This is a genomic window from Lentzea sp. (genome assembly GCF_035525475.1).
Classification (GTDB): Bacteria; Actinomycetota; Actinomycetes; order Mycobacteriales; family Pseudonocardiaceae; genus Lentzea.
The window spans coordinates 1-19,190 of sequence record NZ_DATLEC010000101.1; the positions used below are offsets into that span (position 1 = coordinate 1).

Genomic DNA, 19,190 nt, shown 5'->3' on the forward strand with positions numbered 1-19,190 from the left:
CCTGCCACCGCCTGGTGGCCCTTGTAGGCCTTCGTCAGGCCCCTCACTCGAATCGCGTTCATGGGGTGAATCCTGCGGTTTCGACCCCGTCGCGCGGGACGACCACATCGGTGACCCCGGCTGTCAACCGGTCGGTGGACACGCGGCCGTGTTTCAGCCGTGTTTCCACTCCGCGATATCGGGCTTTCACGTGTTAGAACGACCGGGTGCATCTGACGCCGCATGAACGCGACAAGCTCCTCGTGCACGTCGCCGCCGACGTGGCCCGCCGCCGCCTCGAACGCGGAGTGCTCCTCAACTACCCCGAGGCCGTCGCGTTGATCACCGATCACGTGCTGGAAGGCGCGCGGGACGGTCGCACGGTCAGCGAGCTCATGGAGAGCGGCCGCACGGTGCTCGCGCCGGAGCAGGTCATGCGAGGTGTGCCGGAGATGATCGACTCGGTGCAGGCCGAGGCGACGTTCCCCGACGGCACCAAGCTCGTCACGGTGCACCACCCCATCGCGCCCTCCGCCGGTCCGGCGCCCGGTGAGGTGGTCGTGGGGCCCGAGCCCGTCGAGCTCAACCCCGGGCGGCCACGCGTCACGATGACCGTCGTCAACGTCGCCGACCGGCCCGTGCAGGTCGGGTCGCACTTCCACTTCGCGTCGGTCAACACCGGGCTGGAGTTCGACCGGGAAGCGGCGTTCGGCTACCGGCTCGACATCCCGGCCGGCACGGCCGTGCGGTTCGAACCGGGGGTCGAGCGCGAGGTCACGCTGGTTCCGCTGGCAGGCTTGAGGATCGTCCGGGGGTTGCAACGATGATCGACCGCGAGCGTTACGCCGAGCTGCTCGGACCCACCGTCGGCGACCGGATCCGGCTGGCCGACACCGACCTGTTCATCGAGGTCACCGAGGACCTCAGCCGCGGCACCGGGTCCGGCGACGAGGTGATCTTCGGCGGCGGCAAGGTGGTCCGCGAGTCGATGGGGCAGGGGATCGCGACCCGTGCGGAGGGCGCGCCCGACCTGGTCATCACCGGTGCGGTGATCCTCGACCACTGGGGTGTCGTCAAGGCGGACGTCGGCGTGCGGGACGGGCGGATCGTCGCGATCGGCAAGGCCGGCAACCCCGACACGATGGACGGCGTCCACCCGGACCTGGTCATCGGGCCCTCGACGGAGATCCTGTCCGGCAACGGCAAGATCCTCACGGCGGGCGGCATCGACTGCCACGTGCACTTCATCTGCCCGCAGATCGTCGACGAGGCGCTGGCGTCCGGGCTCACGACGCTGGTCGGCGGCGGCACCGGTCCGGCGGAGGGCACGAAGGCCACCACCGTCACGCCGGGGGCCTGGTACCTCGACCGGATGCTGACGTCGATGGACCACATGCCGGTCAACGTCCTGTTGCTGGGCAAGGGGAACACGGTCTCCGAAGAGGCGCTGCACGAACAGCTGACCGGTGGCGCGGGCGGGTTCAAGCTGCACGAGGACTGGGGAACGACGCCCGCCGCGATCGACGCGTGCCTGCGGGTGGCGGACGCGTCCGGCGTGCAGGTCGCGATCCACACGGACACGTTGAACGAGGCCGGCTTCCTGGAGTCCACAGTGGACGCCATCGGTGGCCGGTCGATCAACGCCTACCACTCGGAGGGCGCCGGCGGCGGGCACGCGCCGGACATCATCCGGGTCGTCTCGCTGCCGAACGTGCTGCCGTCGTCGACCAACCCGACCCGCCCGCACACCGTCAACACGCTCGAGGAGCACCTCGACATGCTGATGGTCTGCCACCACCTCAACCCGTCCGTGCCGGAGGACCTGGCGTTCGCGGAGTCGCGCATCCGGCCGACCACGATCGCGGCCGAGGACCTGCTGCACGACCTGGGCGCGATCTCGATGATCTCCTCCGACTCGCAGGCGATGGGCCGCGTCGGCGAGGTGATCATCCGCACCTGGCAGACCGCGCACGTCATGTCGTCGCGACGGTCCCTCGACGAGAACCTGCGGGCGCGGCGGTACGTCGCCAAGTACACGATCAACCCGGCCATCGCGCACGGGATCGCCGGCGAGGTCGGTTCGGTCGAGCCCGGCAAGCTCGCGGACCTCGTGCTGTGGGAGCCGAAGTTCTTCGGTGTGCGGCCGTCGGTGGTGCTCAAGGGCGGGTTCATCGCGTGGGGCGCGATGGGCGACGCGAACGCCTCGATCCCGACGCCGCAACCGGTGTGGGCGCGGCCGATGTTCGGCGCCACGGCCGGTGCCGCGTCGAGCGTCTTCTTCGTCGCGCCCCAGGCGATCGAGGCCGGCATCGCCGACCGGTACGCGCGGCGCGTGCTGCCGGTCGCCGACACCCGCTCGGTCACCAAGGCGGACATGGTCCTCAACGACGCCATGCCCGACGTGCGGGTGGACCCGGACAGCTTCGCCGTGCACGTCGACGGCGACCTGGTGGAGCCATCGCCGGTCGCCGAGCTGCCGATGGCCCAGCGGTACTTCCTGTTCTGATGCTGACCGCGCTGATCCTCGCCGACTCCCGGTTCCCCGGCGGCGGCCACGTGCACTCCGGCGGGCTGGAGGAGGCCGCCGCACGGGGCCTGGTGCGCGACGAGCCGACGCTGGAGTCGTTCCTGCACGGCCGTCTGCTCACCGCCGGGCTGCTCGCGGCGGGCTTCGCGGCCGCGGCGGCCCGCGGTGAGGACCTCGCCGTCCTGGACGCGGAGCTGGACGCCCGCACGCCGTCACCCGCCCAGCGCGCGGCGTCGAGGGCCCAGGGGCGCGGCATGCTGCGCGCCGCCAGACGGGCGTGGCCGTCTGAACGCCTTTCCTCGCTACCGCGCGACCCGCACCAGCCGCTGGTGATCGGCGTACTGGTCGGCGAGCCCTACGAGGCGGCGTTGACCTGTGCTTATCTCGCCGTGAGCGGTCCGGCGTCGGCGGCGGTCCGGTTGCTCGGGCTGGACCCGTTCGGGGTCAACGCGATCGTGGCTTCGCTCGACGTCGAGGAAGTCGCCACGCGGGCGGCCAAGGAGCTGCCCGCGCTCGGTTCCCCTGCCTTGGACCTCTTGGCAGAGGCACATGTTCGTCGCGAAGGGGTGCGTCTCTTTGGGAGCTGACCACGGGCCCGACCCGCACGACCACCACCACGGCAAGGCGCCGCGGATCGGCATCGGAGGCCCCGTCGGCAGCGGCAAGACCGCGCTGACGGCCGCACTGTGCCGCGCTCTCGGCTCACAGCTGGAGCTGGCGGTCGTCACCAACGACATCTACACGACCGAGGACGCCGACTTCCTGCGCCGCGCGGGCGTGCTCGACCCGTCGCGCATCGAGGCCGTGCAGACGGGCTGCTGCCCGCACACCGCGATCCGCGACGACATCACCGCGAACCTCGACGCCGTCGAACGCCTGGAGGACAGGTACCCGAACCTGGACCTGGTGATCATCGAGAGCGGCGGCGACAACCTGACGGCGGTGTTCTCGCGCGGCCTCGTCGACCGGCAGATCTTCGTGGTCGACGTGGCGGGCGGCGACAAGGTGCCGCGCAAGGGCGGCCCCGGCGTCACCACGGCCGACCTGCTGGTCATCAACAAGATCGACCTGGCGCCGTTCGTCGGCGCGGACATGGACGTGATGATCTCCGACGCCCACCGCATGCGCGGGGAGCTGCCGGTGATCGCGCAGTCGCTCGTCGAGACCCCGGACGCCCCCGAGGTCGCGAAGTGGGTGCTGGCCCAGCTGTGAGGGCTTCCGCGCGCCTGGTCGTCACGCGGGACCCGCACGGCAACAGCGTCGTGCGGGTCCTGCGCTCGCAGTCACCCCTGACCCTCGTGCCGCACCGCCGCGTGGGACCCGTCGCCCTGGTGCACCTGGTCTCGTCGGTGACGGCACCTCTGGGCGGTGACTCGTTGTCGTTGACCGTCGAAGTAGGACCGGGAGCAGCCCTCGAGCTCCGCGGCGTCGCGGCGACGCTGGTGCTGCCCGGCGCGTCCGGCGAGGCGTCCACGTCCGAGGTGAGGTTCCTGATCGAGGGAACAGTCCGCTATCTGCCGGAACCGACGGTGGTGACGGGCCGAGCGCTTCACACCGCAGTGGTGGAGGCCGAATTGGACGGTCACGCAGAGTTGCGAACGCGCGAGATCCTGGTACTCGGCCGCACGGGCGAGGCACCCGGCACCCTCTCCACCTCCGTGCGCGCAACCCGTTGCGGCAGGCCGTTGTTGCACCAGCAGCTCGTGGTGGGCGACAGGTCCCTCGACGCGTCCGCCGCCGGCCTCGCGGGCAAGCGCGTGATCGGCACCGAGATGATCTTGGACTCGGCGGCGCGCGCACCCGGTGGCGGCGAGTGGTGGAGCGTCGTTCCCTTGGCAGCGGGCGGAAGCCTCGTCACCGCACTGGGTGATGACGTGGTGACTGTCACACAGGCGCTCGACACGATCTGACTCGATCCCGAATTCGATACAGATCCTTCAAACCACGGAAAGTCACCGTTCAGGTGGGCGTCATCACCACGCAGGCGGTTTCGGGATCCGTTCGCCGTGCGTATGGTCGCGGGTCCGAGGACCACGAGTTCTGCCGCCGCCACTGGGAGGTTCGCCGATGACGGAGACCACGAACATCGCGCTACCGGCGATGCGCGTGTCCTACGAGCAGGGCTCGCTGAGCGAGTCGGAGCTTGCCGCCACCTGGCACGACCAGCTCCAGCTGTGGCTGGACCAGGCCGCCGGCGCCGGCCTCCCCGAGCCGAACGCGATGGTGCTCGCGACGACCGACGTGAAGGGCCGTCCGTCGTCGCGGACGGTGCTCGCCAAGGGGCTCGACGACCGCGGGTTGGTGTTCTTCACCAACTACACGTCCAACAAGTCGCACGACCTGATGGCCACCCGCTACACGTCCGCCACGTTCCCGTGGTTCGCGATGCAGCGGCAGGCCCACGTGCGCGGTGTCGTGGAGAAGGTCGGGCCGGTGGAGACCGCCGAGTACTGGAACTCCCGTCCTCGTGGGTCGCAGATCGGTGCCTGGGCTTCGCCTCAGTCCCGTGTGGTCACCGGGCGGTCCACTTTGGAATCCGCGTTGCACAAGATCGAGCGGCAGTTCGCCGATACCGAGAAGATCCCTGTGCCGCCGCATTGGGGTGGGTGGCGGATTCGGCCTGAGGAGGTCGAGTTCTGGCAGGGGCGGCGGGATCGGATGCATGACCGGTTGCGGTTCCGGCTCGGGCGGGATGGGTGGCAACTGGAGCGGGTTGCTCCGTAGGGGCTTTTTTGGTGGGGCGCTTTCCTCTGTGGGCGGGGGGAGGCGCCCCTTTTGCGTCTGGGGGCGTGCGGGTCTTGTTGCGTGCGAGCCGTCGGGTTCCAGCGGAGGGGTCGCCCTTGGCCGTTCGGGTCACCTTGCGTCGTCGGGGCGTGTCGGGTCGTCTCGAGTTGCGCCGTGTTGCGTGTCGGCGTGTGCTGGAACCTGGCCTGGGGGTCGCACGTCCTCAGGCTGACTCGGTGTCCGAATTCCACACGGGCATACTGGGTTTTCGGCAACGGCTAGCTACGAGGTGCGATTTCACGTGTGCGGAGTGCTCGGACTCATCTGTTCCACCGAAGCCGCGGCGGCCAGTGCTCGTGGCTCAGTGGCTGCGGCACTGCGCTGCCAGCGTCACCGCGGGCCGGACGAGCAGGACACCTGGGCCGACGCCGAGGTCGTCTACGGGTTCAACCGTCTCGGGTTCATCGACCTGGACCACTCCCACCAGCCTCTGGTGTGGGGGCCGCCGGAGAACCCGACGCGGTACACGTTGAACTTCAACGGCGAGATCTACAACTACAAGGAGCTGCGGGCCGAGCTGGCCATGCACTTCGGGGCGCAGTTCCGGACCAAGGGCGATGGTGAGGCCATCGTCGCCGGGTACCACTACCTCGGTGCCGACTGGGTCAAGAAGTTGCGCGGCATGTTCGCGTTCATGATCTGGGACGCTCAGGAGCGGGTGGTCTTCGGGGCTCGCGACCCGTTCGGGATCAAGCCCTTGTACTGGGCCGCCGGGCCCGGTGGGGTGGCGTTCTCCTCGGAGAAGAAGAGCCTGTTGCAGCTCACGGGTGTGCTCGGGATCAGTCAGGAGCTCGACCAGAAGGCGTTGCAGCACTACCTGGTGCTCCAGTACGTGCCGGAGCCCGAGTCGTTGCACAAGGCCATCCGGCGGGTCGAGTCCGGGACGTCGTTCAAGGTCAGCCCTGGTGGGCAGGTGCTGTTCAACCGGTACTTCAAGCCGGTGTTCTCGCCGCGGCCGGTCAACGGGGCGGCTGAGGCCGAGGCGTTGCACGAGCGGATCGCCGAGGTCATGCGCGACTCGGTGGCCAAGCACATGATCTCCGACCCCGACGTCACGGTCGGGGCGTTCCTGTCCGGTGGCATCGACTCCACTGCCACGGCGACGCTCGCCAAGCAGCACAACCCCAACCTCATCGCGTTCACCAGCGGGTTCGACCGCGAGGGGTACTCCGAGGTGGACGTTGCCGCTGAGACGGCGGCGGCCATCGGGGTGCGGCACGTCGTTCGGACGGTGTCGGCGGACGAGATGATGAACGAGCTGCCGCTCATCATCTGGTACCTCGACGACCCCGTGGCGGACCCGGCGTTGGTGCCGTTGTGGTTCATCGCTCGTGAGGCTCGCAAGTACGTGAAGGCCGTGCTTTCCGGTGAGGGCGCGGACGAGCTGTTCGGCGGGTATGTGATCTACCACGAGCCGTTGTCGCTGTCGCCGTTCGAGAAGGTGCCGGGCGGTGTGCGCAAGCTGATGGGCGCGGTCTCGAAGACCATTCCCGAGGGTGTGCGCGGCAAGGACCTGCTGCGGCGCGGCTCGCTCAAGCTGGAGGAGCGCTACTACGGCAACGCGCGCAACTTCAGCGACGCGCAGGTGCGGGCGGTGTTCCCCGGTTACGTCGAGGGCATCGGGTTCAAGGACGTCACGGCGCCCTGGTACCGCGAGTCCGAGGGCTGGGACCCGGTCGCGCGCATGCAGCACATCGACCTCTACACGTGGCTGCGCGGTGACATCCTCGTCAAGGCCGACAAGGTCACCATGGCCAACTCGATCGAGCTGCGGGTGCCGTTCCTCGACCCCGAGGTCTTCCGGATCGCCGCCGAGGTGCCGCTCGACCAGAAGCTCACCGAGGGCACGACCAAGTACGCGCTGCGCAAGGCGCTGGCGAAGATCATCCCGGCGCACGTGCTGAACCGGCCCAAGCTGGGCTTCCCGGTGCCGATCCGGCACTGGCTGCGCGCCGAGATGTACGACTGGGCGCGCGGGATCATCGCCGACTCGCAGACCGGGCACCTGCTCGACAAGAACGCGGTGCTGGACCTGCTGGCCGAGCACAAGTCGGAGCAGTTCGACCGCAGCCGCCAGCTCTGGTCGGTGCTGTGCTTCATGATCTGGCACGGGATCTTCGTCGAGGGCCGGATCAGCCCGAAGGTGCCGGAGCCGGTGTACCCGGTCCGCCTCTGACCCAGAGCCTGTGTCGAAGTCCGTGTTCGCGACAGCCGGGCCTGAGGCCGCCAGGAACCACCTCAGGCTCGACTCTCATCGAACGAGACTTCGACACAGGCTCTAGTGGTGTTGGCGACACAGCAACGAAATGGGCTTGTTAGTTGCCATAGGCTAACGAAGTGGCAACCACGGGGAGAAGCGCGCGCTCGACGTTCGTGATCGACACGCGACCGTTGAAGATCGTCGCGTATCGCCGGCTGTGGCTCTCGACGATCGTGACGGCGGTGGGCTCCCAGCTCACCGCCGTCGCCGTGCCCAAGCAGGTCTACGACCTCACGGGGTCGTCCGCGTGGGTCGGCATCGCCGCGGGTGTGGCGCTGGTCCCGCTGCTGGTCTTCGGGCTGTGGGGCGGCGCCATCGCGGACACCGTCGACCGCCGCAAGCTGCTGCTCGTCACGAACGTCGGCATCGCCGTCTCGTCGGTGCTGCTGTGGGTGCAGGCGGCGATGGACGTCGGGTCGGTGTGGCTCGTCATCGCGCTGCTCGGCCTGCAGCAGGTGTTCTTCGCGGCCAACGCGCCCGCGCGGTCCGCTTCGATCGCCCGGCTCGTGCCGGCGGAGCTGCTGCCCTCGGCCGGTGCGCTCGGGTCGACGGTCATGCAGTTCGGCGCGGTGCTCGGGCCGTTGCTCGCGGGTGCGCTGATGCCGGTCGTCGGGCTGCCGACGCTGTACCTCGTGGACGCGATCGCGCTCGTCGTGACGGTCTACGCGGTGTGGAAGCTGCCGCCGATGCCGCCGCTCGACGGGGTGGTGCGGCGCGCGGGGCTGCGCGACGTGCTCGACGGGTTCGTCTACCTGTGGGCGCAGAAGGTGCTGCTGGCGTCGATGGTGCTGGACATCATCGCGATGGTGTTCGGCATGCCGCGGGCGTTGTTCCCGGAGATGGCCCAGCACACGTTCGGCGACCCGCCCGGCGGCGGGTTCGCGCTGGGCGTGCTGTTCGCGGCGATCCCGGTCGGCGCTGTGCTGTGCGGGCTCACGTCCGGCTGGGTCTCCAACGTCGGCAGGCACGGCGTCGCGGTCGTGCTGTCCGTGGTGGGCTGGGGCCTGGCGATCACGGGCTTCGGTCTCGCAGGGTCGCTGTGGGTCGCGGCGGCGTTCCTCGCGATCGCCGGTGCGGCGGACATGGTGTCGATGGCGTTCCGCGGCGCGATCCTGCAGTCCGCCGCGACGGACGAGATGCGCGGACGGATGCAGGGCGTCTTCATCGTCGTCGTCGCGGGTGGGCCGCGCGTCGCGGACCTGTTGCACGGCACGGGTGGCGCGGCGTTCGGGACGGCCGCGGCGGTGTCGGTCGGTGGCCTGCTGGTCGTCGTGGCGACCGTGGCCATGGTGGTCGCGCTGCCGGCGATCTGGCGCTACCGCGTCAGTTCCGCGAGCTGATCTCGCTCGCGGCCGGTTCGGCGATCCTCACGTCGCTGCCCCAGTCGGAGAAGCGCGCCTCGTCGACGATCGCCGCGTCCTTGAACTGCGTCAGGAACCTGATGCGGACCGGTAGATCACCGGCGCCCAGCTCGATGTCCGCGGTCGAGCCCGCGACGTTCTGGTCGAGGGCGAGCTTGACCTCGTTGCGCAGGTTCTCGTCGGTGAGCGCGTCGTAGGCCTTCCGGTAGTCGACGGCGATCGAGTAGCGCGTGCGGTCACCGGTCTGCGCGGTCAGCTTGAGCTCACCACCCGCCTGGATCACCGGCAGGTGGTAGGTCGTGAAGACGGCCTGCTGGTAGATCACGTCGTGGTAGCCGAGCATCGTGTCGGTGAAGTCGTCGGTGTCCTTGCGTTCGAGCTCCACCCACGGCTTGTCCGCCGGCAGGCCGAACACCGCCGGCAGCTTCACGAACGCGGTGTCCTTCGCGGTCGAGACGAACCGCAGCTCCTCGGCCTGGCCGCCGGTCTGCACGGGACGCGTGGTGGTGGCGTCGATGCTCGCGACGTCGCCCAGCCGCACGGAACCGGTGGCAGGAGCCGTCACACCGCCGGTGGTCGGCGGCGCGATGACGAAGCGGTAGCTCTTCTTCTCGCCGACGGCCTTGGTCACCGCGGCGACGAGGCTCTTCACGTCCGGATGTCCCGTCGGCTGAACGGGCTGCGGTGACGACGTGCAGGCGGTCAGCGCCATGGCCGCGACGAGCAGCGTTGCCGTGCGATTCATTGTTACACCATATGGGTGAGGTAACCGGCTGTTCACGCAGGTACCCAGGCGAAACGTGCAGAATCTTCGGGCATGGCTGAAGCGACTCCACAAACGGAGCAACCAGAGCTACACCGGGCAATCGGCCCGAAGCTGCTGCTGTTCTTCGTCGTCGGCGACATCCTCGGTACCGGCATCTACGCGCTCACCGGCAACGTGGCCGGCAAGATCGGCGGCGCGCTCTGGCTGCCCTTCCTCCTCGCGTTCGTGGTGGCGTTCCTGACCGCGTTCAGCTACCTCGAACTCGTCGGGAAGTACCCCAGGGCAGCGGGTGCCGCGCTCTACACGAACAGAGCGTTCAAGATCCACTTTCTGACGTTCATGGTCGCGTTCGCGGTCATGTGCTCCGGCATCACGTCGGCGTCCTCGGCCGCGCTCGCCTTCGGCCGCACGTACCTGCGGCAGTTGCTGGTGGAGTTCTTCGACCTCACCCTGCGGCCGGAGTCGCTCGTCTTCACCGGGCTCGCGGTGGTCTTCATCGCCGCGCTGGCGCTCATCAACTTCCGCGGCGTCTCGGAGTCGGTCAAGGCCAACGTGGTGCTGACCTGCATCGAGCTGTCCGGTCTGGTGATCATCATCCTGATCGGCGCGTACGCGGTCGCGGTCGGCGACGGCGAACCCTCGCGGCTGACCGACATCCACGTGCCGTCGGGCTCCAACATCATGCTCGCGGTCACCTCGGCGACGGCGCTCGCGTTCTTCGCGATGGTCGGCTTCGAGGACTCGGTCAACATGGCCGAGGAGTGCAAGAGCCCCGCGAAGATCTTCCCGCGCGCGATGCTGGTCGGCATGGCCGTCGCGGCCCTGATCTACGTCCTGGTCGCGATCACGTCGTCGTTGCTGATCCCGGCCGACGAGCTCGCCAAGGCCGGCAGCAGCGCGTTGCTGAGGGTCGTCACCGTCGGCGCGCCCGGCTTCCCGCTCTGGATCTTCGCGCTGATCGGCCTGCTGGCGGTCATCAACTCGGCGCTGATCAACATGCTGATGGCGTCGCGCCTGCTGTACGGCATGTCGAACGAGAAGATCATCCCGAAGTTCTTCGGCGCCGTGCACCCGGCCCGCCGCACGCCGTGGATCTCGATCGTCTTCACGACCGGCGTCGCGGTGATCCTGGTGTCCACCGCGGACATCGGCAAGCTCGGCGGCACCACGTCGTTGCTGCTGCTGATCGTCTTCACGATCGTCAACGTCGCGTGTCTGGTGCTGCGCCGGGAGAAGTCCGAGCAGGCACACTTCCGCGCGCCCACGTGGGCCCCGGTCCTCGGCGCGATCACGTGCGCGTACCTCGCGATGCCCGTGCTGTCCGGGCGCCCGTGGGACGACTACGTGATCGCCGGCTGGCTGCTGCTCGCCGGCCTGGTGCTGTGGGGCATCAACCGCGTGCTGCACGGCAGGGTGGAGATCGACCCGGAGAAGCTCACCAAGTAGCTCAGTCCAGCAGGTGCCTCAGGAACCGGTCGGGCCCACCCAGGAAGTTGCGGGTGAGCGCGACCGGTTCCGCCGTGTCGTAGGAGACCTCGTCGATCGTGTCGGTGATCTCCAGGATCGTGGCGTCCGGCGCGGCGAGCAGGATCGGCGAGTGCGTGGCGATGATGAACTGCGAGCCCTCCTGGACGAGCTCGTGCATGCGCCTCAGGACCGTCAGGCAGCCTTTGACCGAGAGCGCCGCTTCCGGTTCGTCGAGGACGTAGAGACCCCTGCCGCCGAACCTGTGCGTCATCAGGTCGATGAAGCTCTCGCCGTGTGACCGCTCGTGCAACGACTTCCCGCCGTACGAGGCGTGGATGCCGGCGCCGATCCGGTCGATCTCGGTGATGACGTTGTAGAACGACTCGGCTCTCAGGAAGAACCCCGTGCGGGGCTTCTTGGTGCCCCAGCTGAGCGTCAGGTAGTCGCCGAGCGAGGACTCCGTCGCCTTGGTGGCGAAGTGGAACGACTGCGTGCCGCCCTCCGCGTTGAACCCGGCCGCCACCGCGATCGCCTCGATCAGCGTGGACTTGCCCGCGCCGTTGTCCCCGGTGAGGAACGTGACCGGTCTGGTCAGGTCGAGCGGGTGCTGGAGCAGGTGCCGCACTGCCGGGAGCGTGAACGGGTAGCGGTGGGTGTCGTCGCGGTGGTCGAGGCGGAGCTGTCGTACGAAGATCACGCCAGCCTGGCCAGCTCGACCGGGTCGTGCGCGGAGAACACCTCGACCTCGCCCGCGGCCTTGAGCTCCCTGAGTCGCTCCACATTGGACAGCCGCTGCTCGCGGATCGTCTCCGTCTGCTTGGCGGTGATCTTCAGGGCGAGGATGTTGCTGGGCGGCGTCTCGACCTCGCCGCGGTAGAAGTAGGCGTCGCCGGCGTGCAGCAGCCAGCCGCCGTCCGATTTGACCGCGATGCCCGTGTGGCCGCGGGTGTGGCCGATGAGCGGGACCATCAGGACGTCGTCCGGCAGTCCGGGGACGTCCCTGACGGCCTCGAAGCCATGCCAGCGCTCGCCCTCGGCCTTGTGGGTCTCGAAGGTGACGCCCTCGCGCTGCGCCTTCGGGTACCGGGCGCGTTCCTTGGGGCCCTTCGGGTCGGTCGCGGCCGCCAGCTCGGTGTCCAGCACGTGGACGGTGGCCTTCGGGAAGTCGCGCAGGCCGCCCGCGTGGTCCATGTCGAGGTGGGTCAGGAGGATGTGGCGGACGTCGTCCGCCGTGTACCCGCGCCTCTCGACCTGCGAGATCGCGGTCTCGTTGATGTCGAGCACCGGCTTGAGCAACGCGCGGCTCAGGGGGTCGATGGTGGCCTTCGGGTCGCTCACCTCGTGCGTGCCGAAACCGGTGTCCACCAGGACCAGGCCCTGGTCGGTCTCGATCAGCAGGCAGTGCGCGACGATCCCGCCGGCCACCAGCGGCGGCCGCATCGTGGCGCAGTTGAGGTGGTGAACCTTCATGGACGGATCCTTCCGTTGGCCCCGTAGGCTTCGCCCCATGTTGGGGATCTCGTACGAGGGTGCCACCGCCGTGATCACGACTGTAGGGGCGGGTCTGCGGTCCTTCGAGGTGGACGGCGTTCCCTATGTGGAGACTTTCGGGGCCGATGAGAAGCCTCCCATGAGTGCCGGGGCGGTTCTCGTGCCCTGGCCCAACCGGACCGCCGGTGCTTCCTGGGTGCTGGACGGTGTTCCTCAGCGGCTCGAGGTCACCGAGCCCGCTCGGGGGAATGCCATTCACGGGCTGTTGCGTCGGCGGCCTTGGGATGTTCTGGAGCACACCGGGTCGTTGGTGTCGCTCCAGGCCACCGTCGAACCCCAGGCCGGGTGGCCTGTCGCTCTGCACGTCACGGTCTCCTACGCGCTCGATGGCCGTGGACTGACTGTCACCCACGGGGTGAAGAACATCGGGGACGCCGCCACGCCGTTCGGCGTCGGCACCCACCCCTACCCGCGGGCCGGGAACGCGGTTACCGATGCCTGCACTCTGACCCTGGCCGCCACCACCGTGCTGCCGTTGGACGCCGAGCGGATGGTGCCCTCCGGGCCGGCTGTGCCGGTGGAGGGGACCTCGTTCGACTTCCGGTCCGGGCGCCGGTTGAGCGAGGTTCGGCTGGACCTGCCGTTCGGTGGGTGCCTGCCGTCGGAGGACGGGCTGGTGCACCACTCGCTGGTGGCCGATGAGCGGGGGGTGGAGGTGTGGGCCGATCCCGTGTTCCGGTGGGTTCAGGTCTACACGCCCGATTCCTATCCCGGGCGAGGGCGGGCGGTGGCCGTTGAGCCCATGACCTGTCCGCCTGATGCTTTGAACTCCGGGACGGACTTGATCTGGATCGCGCCAGGGGAGTCCTGGGGTGGCCGGTGGGGGATTCGGCCGCTTTAGCCGTTGTTCCTGGGTGCTGTTGCGTGCGTTTCCCCAGGGGCGCTGCCCCTGGGCCCCGGCAACCTGATCGAGGGGCCCTCCCCGCTCCAAGGCCTTCACCGCTCGCCTTCGGCTTGCCGGGGTGGTCTTCGGCTTCGTTGAACGTTAGCGTTGCTAACCATGAACATCGCGATCACCGGTGGTTATGTCGTGCCCGTCGACGGAGCGCCCGTCGAGGGCGGCACCGTTCTCATCCAGGACGGGAAGATCGTTGCGGTTGGCGCCGACGTTCCGGTTCCCGACGGTGTCGACGTCGTCGACGCTGGTGGGGCCTGGGTCCTGCCCGGCTTCGTCGAGGCTCACGGGCACATCGGTGTCCACGAGGAGGCCGAGGGGTGGGCTGGGCAGGACACCAACGAGATGACCGATCCCGTCGGGGCCCGGATGCGGGCTCTGGACGCCATCAACCCCGCTGACCTCGGGTTTGCTGACGCGCTCAGTGGTGGGGTCACCACCGCTGTGATCAAGCCCGGGTCCGGTAACCCCATCGGTGGGCAGACTGTCGCCATCAAGTGTTGGGGGCGGACTGTTGACGAGATGCTCGTCAAGGAGCCTGTCAGTGTCAAGAGTGCGCTGGGGGAGAACCCCAAGCGGGTTTATGGCGACAAGGGGAAGTTGCCGTCTACTCGTCAGGGGGTTGCCGCTGTCATCCGGGACGAGTTGACCAGGGCTCAGGACTACCTCGCCAAGAAGGCCGAGGCGGAGAGGGACGGGAAGTCCTTCGACCGCAACAACACCCTGGAGATCCTCGGGAAGGTTCTCTCCGGGGAGCTGGCCTGGTGCCAGCACGCTCACCGGGCCGATGACATCGCCACCGCCATCCGGTTGTCCGAGGAGTTCGGGTACCGGTTGATCCTCAACCACGGGACCGAGGGGCACCTGATCGCCGATGTCATCGCCGACAAGGGGATTCCGGTGATCATCGGGCCGTTGTTCACCAGTCGGTCCAAAGTGGAGCTGCGGAACCGGGGGCTGCGGAACCCGGGAATCCTGGCTCGGGCCGGGGTGTCGCTGGCGATCACGACCGACCATCCCGTTGTGCCCATTCACTTCCTGGTGCACCAGGCGACCCTGGCGGTGAAGGAGGGGCTGGACCGGGAGGTGGCGCTTCAGTCGATCACGACCAACCCCGCTCGGATCATGGGGTTGGACGATCGGGTCGGTTCGTTGAAGCCCGGGCTCGACGGTGACGTTGTCATCTGGTCCGGGGATCCGTTGGACGTGATGAGTCGTGCCCTGCGGGTGTTCGTGCAGGGGCGCGAGGTCTACACGTTCGACGAGAGTGCTGGGGAAGGGGTCGTGGCCGACCCCTTCTACCGCGAGGGCTAGCGGAGGCCCCTGCCGATCACGAGGCGCTGGATCTGGTTGGTGCCTTCGAAGATCTGCAGGACCTTGGCCTCGCGCATGTAGCGCTCCACCGGGAAGTCGCGGGTGTAGCCGGCGCCGCCCAGCACCTGGACGGCGTCGGTGGTCACCTTCATCGCCGCGTCGGTGGCGATGAGCTTGGCGATCGACGCCTGCTGGCGGAAGGGGAGGCCCCTGTCCCGGCGGCGGGCCGCGGAGATGTAGGTGGCTCGTGCCGACTCCACTGCTGCCGCCATGTCCGCCAGCATGAACTCCAGGCCCTGGAACTCGATGATCGGGCGGCCGAACTGGGTTCGGGTCTTGGCGTAGGTGACGGCCTCGTCCAGTGCCGCTTGGGCCAGGCCCACCGCGCAGGCCGCGATGCCGAGGCGGCCCGAGTCCAGAGCGGACAGTGCGATCTTGAGGCCGTCGCCCTCCTTGCCGATCAGGCGGTCGGTTCCGAAGCGGACGTCGTCGAACTGGAGTTGTGCGGTGATGGAGCCGGTCAGGCCCATCTTGCGTTCCGGGGTCATGGCGGTGAGGCCCTGGGTCTCGCCCGGTGCCAGGAAGCAGGAGATGCCCCTGCCCGCGTCGGGGGACGTGCGGGCCATCAGGGTGTAGAAGTCGGCCGCGCCTGCGTGGGTGATCCACGCCTTGGTGCCGTTCACCACGTACTCGGGGCCCTTGCGGACCGCTCGGGTCGACATGGCGGCCGGGTCGGAGCCCGCCTGGACCTCGGACAGGGCGTAGCCGCCCAGCAGTTCGCCCTCCAGCAGCTCCGGGAGCCAGCGGTCCTGCTGTTCGCGGGTGCCGAAGGTGGCGAGGCCGTAGCAGGACATGACGTGCACGGACAGGCCCACGGCGACCGTCATCCAGGCGGAGGCGACCTCCTCCAGGGCCTGCAGGTACACCTCGTAGGGCTGCTCGCCGCCGCCGAACTCCTCCGGGTACGGGAGGCCGAGCAGGCCGGACCTGCCCAGCAGGCGGAACGCGTCGCGGGGGAACTTCTCGTTCTCCTCGGCGTCCGCCGCGTGGGGCTTCAGCTCGTCGCGCGCGATCTCCCTGACCAGCGCGATCAGGTCCTCGGCCTCTTGGGTGGGGAGCAACCGCTCGGCGGGCATCATCGACCTCCGGTGTGTACTGGTAGCTGTACTGTAGGACGTTGTGCAGTACAGCGCCTAGCGACTGTGGCAGGGTCGTCACATGACGCGGGCTCTCACGCAGCGGCAGGCCGAGCTGCTCACCCGGTTGGAGGCGTTGTTCCTCACCGAGGGCTTCGGACATCTCACGCTGGATGACATCGCGGGCAGGCTGCACTGCTCGAAGTCGACCCTGTACGCGCTCGCCGGCAGCAAGGAGCAGCTGGCCGTGCGGGTGGTCGGGCGGTACTTCAAAGGCGCTGCCGAGCGGATCGAGAAGCGCATCTCGGGCCTGAACGACGTGCGCAAACGCATCGGCAGCTACCTCGCGGGGGCTGCCGAGGAGCTGAGCAAGGCGTCTGCCGAGTTCATCGCGGACGTGTCGGACTTCCCGCCCACGCGTGCCACGTACGAGCGCAACGCCCGTGCCGCCGCGGAGCGCATCAAGTCGTTCATCCAGGACGGGGTCGAGCTGCACGTGTTCCGGCAGGTGCACGCGACGCTCTTCGCCGAGATGGCCGGGCTGCTCATCGAGAGCATCCAGACGGGTGTCCTCACGAAACGGGCAGGTGTTTCGGACGCCGAGGCGTTCACCGCTCTGGGCGAACTGCTGTTGGATGGGCTCCAGAGGACGGGCGCTTCGCAGAAGGAGTAGAACGCGGTGATCGTGGTTGCTGGTGAGGCGCTGGTCGACATGGTGCCGGTGGGGGACGACGAGCTCACGCCGCTCGCGCCCAAGCTCGGTGGCGGGCCGTACAACGTGGCCGTGGCGCTCGGGCGGCTGGACGTGCCCACGGCATTCCTGTCGCGGGTGTCGACGGACCACTTCGGCGAGCAGTTGGTCAAGCGGCTGCACGCTTCGAACGTGAGCACGGACTTGGTCCAACGTGGACAGGAGAACACCACGCTCGCCGTCGTCGGTCTCGCCGGGGACGGGTCCGCGCGCTACGCGTTCTACGTCCAGGGCACCGCCGACCGGCTCGTCGAGGACCCCGGACCGCTGCCCGCCGAGGCGAAGGCGGTGTCGTTCGGCACGCTGTCGCTGGTGCTGGAACCCGGCGCGTCCGTCTACGAGGAGGTGCTGCGGCGCGAGGGCAAGCGCCTGCTGACCGCGCTCGACCCCAACATCCGGGCAGGGCTCATCGACGATCCGGGCGCCTACCGCGCGCGGTTCGCGTCGTGGCTGCCGGACGTGGGGCTGTTGAAGGTCTCCGTCGAGGACGCGCGGTGGCTCGCCGGCTCCGAGGACGGCACCGACGCCGACGTGATCGAGATCGCAAGGACGTGGATTTCACAGGGACCGGCCGCCGTCGTCCTGACGAAGGGCGGTGACGGTCTTTCCGTGATCACCGCCACGGACCAGGTCGACGTACCACCCGTGAAGGTGGACGTCGTAGACACGATCGGGGCGGGCGACACCGTGCAAGGTGCCCTGCTCGCGTGGCTGCACGACCACGACGCGCTGCACGCGGACAAGGTGCGCGCGCTCTCACGTGATGAGTGGACGGCGGCTTTGACGTACGCCGGTGCGGCCGCCGCGATCACATGTTCCCGTGCGGGCGCGGAACCGCCCTTTGCGAGCGAACTCACCGCCGCGTTGGCTGGATAACGCAGAGGATCGGACTACCGTGGTGTAGCCGCGCTGGAAACCTGGCATTGCGGATGTGATGCCGGTCCCATCTCACAGAATCGGTTCACACCGCTGCTGCGAGGCGGGCCTTTCGCCGACTAGCGTGAGTGAACTTGAAGACTCAGATCCCAACGGGGTGGTCCGAGACGACGGCAGGCCGTGCGACCTGCCGCCACCCCGTCCGAGCGTTGAGAGGGACTTGAATGCCCGACGCGACGACTGCGCCGAACGACCCACAGACCGTCGCGCTGCGCCACGGGGGCGGAGAGCTCGAGATGAAGGTGGTGCCGGCGTCCGAAGGCGCGTCCGGCATCGATCTCGGCAAGCTGCTGTCGACCACCGGTCTGGTGACCCTGGACACCGGTTTCGTCAACACGGCCTCCTGCTCTTCCGAGATCACCTACATCGACGGTGACGCGGGAATTCTGCGTTACCGCGGGTACCCGATCGAGCAGTTGGCCGCGCGTTCGAACTTCGCGGAGGTGAGCTACCTCCTGATCTACGGTGAGCTGCCGACCGCCGCTCAGCTCGAGGACTTCTCGCAGAAGATCAGCCGCCACACGCTGCTGCACGAGGACCTCAAGCGCTTCTTCGACGGCTTCCCCCGCGACGCGCACCCGATGCCGGTGCTGTCCTCCGCGGTGTCCGCGCTGTCGACCTTCTACCAGGACTCGCTGTCGCCGTTCGACGCGAACCAGGTGGAGATCTCCACGATCCGCCTGCTGGCCAAGCTGCCGACCATCGCGGCCTACGCCTACAAGAAGTCGGTCGGCCAGCCGTTCCTCTACCCGGACAACTCGCTGGGCCTGGTGGAGAACTTCCTGCGCATGACCTTCGGCTTCCCGGCAGAGGCCTACGACCTCGACCCGGACCTGGTCCGCGCGCTCGACCTGCTGTTCATCCTGCACGCCGACCACGAGCAGAACTGCTCCACGTCGACCGTGCGCCTGGTCGGCTCGTCCGAGGCGAACCTCTTCGCGTCCATCTCCGCGGGCATCAACGCCCTGTTCGGCCCGCTGCACGGCGGCGCGAACAGCGCGGTGCTGGAGATGCTCGAGAAGATCAAGGCCGACGGCGGCGACGTGGCGTCGTTCGTCAACAAGGTCAAGAACAAGGAGGACGGCGTCCGCCTGATGGGCTTCGGCCACCGGGTCTACAAGAACTACGACCCGCGTGCCGCGATCATCAAGAAGACGGCCGACGAGATCCTCAACAAGCTCGGCGCCGACGACCAGCTCCTCGACATCGCGAAGCAGCTCGAGGAGACGGCCCTCGCGGACGACTACTTCATCTCCCGCAAGCTCTACCCGAACGTGGACTTCTACACGGGTCTGATCTACCGGGCGATGGGCTTCCCGACCAAGTTCTTCACCGTGCTGTTCGCGCTCGGCCGGCTCCCCGGCTGGATCGCGCACTGGCGCGAGATGATCAACGACCCGGCCACGAAGATCGGCCGCCCGCGGCAGATCTACACCGGCCCGGTGGAGCGCGACTTCATCGCG

Annotated in this window: 18 protein-coding genes; 14 read left to right on the top strand and 4 right to left on the bottom strand. The window is 68.5% G+C overall.

Going from position 1 to position 19,190, the window contains the following annotated elements:
- Nucleotides 1–206 precede the first annotated feature (206 nt).
- The 8 genes from VM306_RS17790 to VM306_RS17825 all read left to right on the top strand — a co-directional run bounded on the left by VM306_RS17790 (nt 207) and on the right by VM306_RS17825 (nt 8,890).
- The gene (locus tag VM306_RS17790) at nt 207–806 is read left to right on the top strand and encodes an urease subunit gamma (protein ID WP_325516175.1); all 600 of its coding nucleotides are present in this window, start codon (nt 207–209) and stop codon (nt 804–806) included.
- Nucleotides 803–2,485, top strand: coding sequence for an urease subunit alpha (locus VM306_RS17795; protein ID WP_325516177.1), 1,683 nt, complete (start codon nt 803–805; stop codon nt 2,483–2,485). Before VM306_RS17790 ends, VM306_RS17795 begins: the two co-directional genes overlap by 4 nt.
- A complete protein-coding gene (locus tag VM306_RS17800) occupies nt 2,482–3,093 on the top strand; it encodes an urease accessory protein UreF (protein WP_325516217.1) in 612 nt (203 codons plus the stop codon). The genes VM306_RS17795 and VM306_RS17800 overlap by 4 nt, the downstream gene beginning before the upstream one ends.
- Nucleotides 3,083–3,718, top strand: coding sequence for an urease accessory protein UreG (gene ureG, locus VM306_RS17805; RefSeq protein WP_325516179.1), 636 nt, complete (start codon nt 3,083–3,085; stop codon nt 3,716–3,718). Before VM306_RS17800 ends, ureG begins: the two co-directional genes overlap by 11 nt.
- On the top strand, nt 3,715–4,416 hold the full coding sequence (locus VM306_RS17810; protein ID WP_325516181.1) for an urease accessory protein UreD: 702 nt from the start codon (nt 3,715–3,717) through the stop codon (nt 4,414–4,416). Before ureG ends, VM306_RS17810 begins: the two co-directional genes overlap by 4 nt.
- 157 nt (nt 4,417–4,573) lie before the next feature.
- Nucleotides 4,574–5,230, top strand: a complete 657-nt coding sequence (pdxH, locus tag VM306_RS17815; protein WP_325516183.1) for a pyridoxamine 5'-phosphate oxidase — start codon at nt 4,574–4,576, stop codon at nt 5,228–5,230.
- 301 nt (nt 5,231–5,531) lie between these two features.
- Nucleotides 5,532–7,466: an asparagine synthase (glutamine-hydrolyzing) gene (asnB, locus tag VM306_RS17820; protein ID WP_325516185.1), complete on the top strand. Its 1,935-nt coding sequence runs from the start codon at nt 5,532–5,534 to the stop codon at nt 7,464–7,466.
- A gap of 161 nt (nt 7,467–7,627) precedes the next feature.
- Nucleotides 7,628–8,890, top strand: a complete 1,263-nt coding sequence (locus tag VM306_RS17825; protein WP_325516188.1) for an MFS transporter — start codon at nt 7,628–7,630, stop codon at nt 8,888–8,890.
- On the opposite strand, the gene VM306_RS17830 is transcribed toward VM306_RS17825, so the two are convergent.
- On the bottom strand, nt 8,874–9,656 hold the full coding sequence (locus tag VM306_RS17830) for a hypothetical protein (protein ID WP_325516190.1): 783 nt from the start codon (nt 9,654–9,656) through the stop codon (nt 8,874–8,876). The two genes, VM306_RS17825 and VM306_RS17830, sit on opposite strands and share 17 nt — an antisense overlap.
- Before the next feature lie 72 nt (nt 9,657–9,728).
- On the opposite strand from VM306_RS17830, the gene VM306_RS17835 reads away from it, so the two are divergent.
- Nucleotides 9,729–11,123 carry an APC family permease gene (locus VM306_RS17835; RefSeq protein ID WP_325516193.1) on the top strand — a complete coding sequence of 465 codons (1,395 nt, stop codon included), beginning with the start codon at nt 9,729–9,731 and terminating at the stop codon, nt 11,121–11,123.
- A gap of 1 nt (nt 11,124) precedes the next feature.
- Here the strand turns inward: VM306_RS17835 and VM306_RS17840 are convergent, their stop codons facing one another.
- Nucleotides 11,125–11,841 (bottom strand): AAA family ATPase, encoded by a 717-nt coding sequence (locus VM306_RS17840; RefSeq protein ID WP_325516195.1) that lies wholly within the window; start codon nt 11,839–11,841, stop codon nt 11,125–11,127.
- Nucleotides 11,838–12,614, bottom strand: coding sequence for an MBL fold metallo-hydrolase (locus tag VM306_RS17845; protein WP_325516197.1), 777 nt, complete (start codon nt 12,612–12,614; stop codon nt 11,838–11,840). The genes VM306_RS17840 and VM306_RS17845 overlap by 4 nt, the downstream gene beginning before the upstream one ends.
- A gap of 37 nt (nt 12,615–12,651) precedes the next feature.
- On the opposite strand from VM306_RS17845, the gene VM306_RS17850 reads away from it, so the two are divergent.
- The gene (locus tag VM306_RS17850; RefSeq protein ID WP_325516200.1) at nt 12,652–13,536 is read left to right on the top strand and encodes an aldose 1-epimerase family protein; all 885 of its coding nucleotides are present in this window, start codon (nt 12,652–12,654) and stop codon (nt 13,534–13,536) included.
- A 159-nt stretch (nt 13,537–13,695) separates the two neighbouring features.
- Nucleotides 13,696–14,904 carry an amidohydrolase gene (locus tag VM306_RS17855; protein ID WP_325516202.1) on the top strand — a complete coding sequence of 403 codons (1,209 nt, stop codon included), beginning with the start codon at nt 13,696–13,698 and terminating at the stop codon, nt 14,902–14,904.
- On the opposite strand, the gene VM306_RS17860 is transcribed toward VM306_RS17855, so the two are convergent.
- Nucleotides 14,901–16,040 (bottom strand): acyl-CoA dehydrogenase family protein, encoded by a 1,140-nt coding sequence (locus tag VM306_RS17860; RefSeq protein WP_325516218.1) that lies wholly within the window; start codon nt 16,038–16,040, stop codon nt 14,901–14,903. The genes VM306_RS17855 and VM306_RS17860 overlap by 4 nt on opposite strands.
- An 82-nt stretch (nt 16,041–16,122) precedes the next feature.
- Between VM306_RS17860 and VM306_RS17865 the strand changes: the two genes are divergently transcribed.
- The 3 genes from VM306_RS17865 to VM306_RS17875 all read left to right on the top strand — a co-directional run.
- The gene (locus VM306_RS17865) at nt 16,123–16,713 is read left to right on the top strand and encodes a TetR/AcrR family transcriptional regulator (RefSeq protein ID WP_325516207.1); all 591 of its coding nucleotides are present in this window, start codon (nt 16,123–16,125) and stop codon (nt 16,711–16,713) included.
- 6 nt (nt 16,714–16,719) lie between these two features.
- Nucleotides 16,720–17,667, top strand: a complete 948-nt coding sequence (locus VM306_RS17870) for a carbohydrate kinase (RefSeq protein WP_325516212.1) — start codon at nt 16,720–16,722, stop codon at nt 17,665–17,667.
- A gap of 224 nt (nt 17,668–17,891) precedes the next feature.
- Nucleotides 17,892–19,190, top strand: a 1,299-nt coding sequence (locus VM306_RS17875) for a citrate synthase (protein WP_325516216.1), incomplete at its 3' end; no start/stop codon positions are given.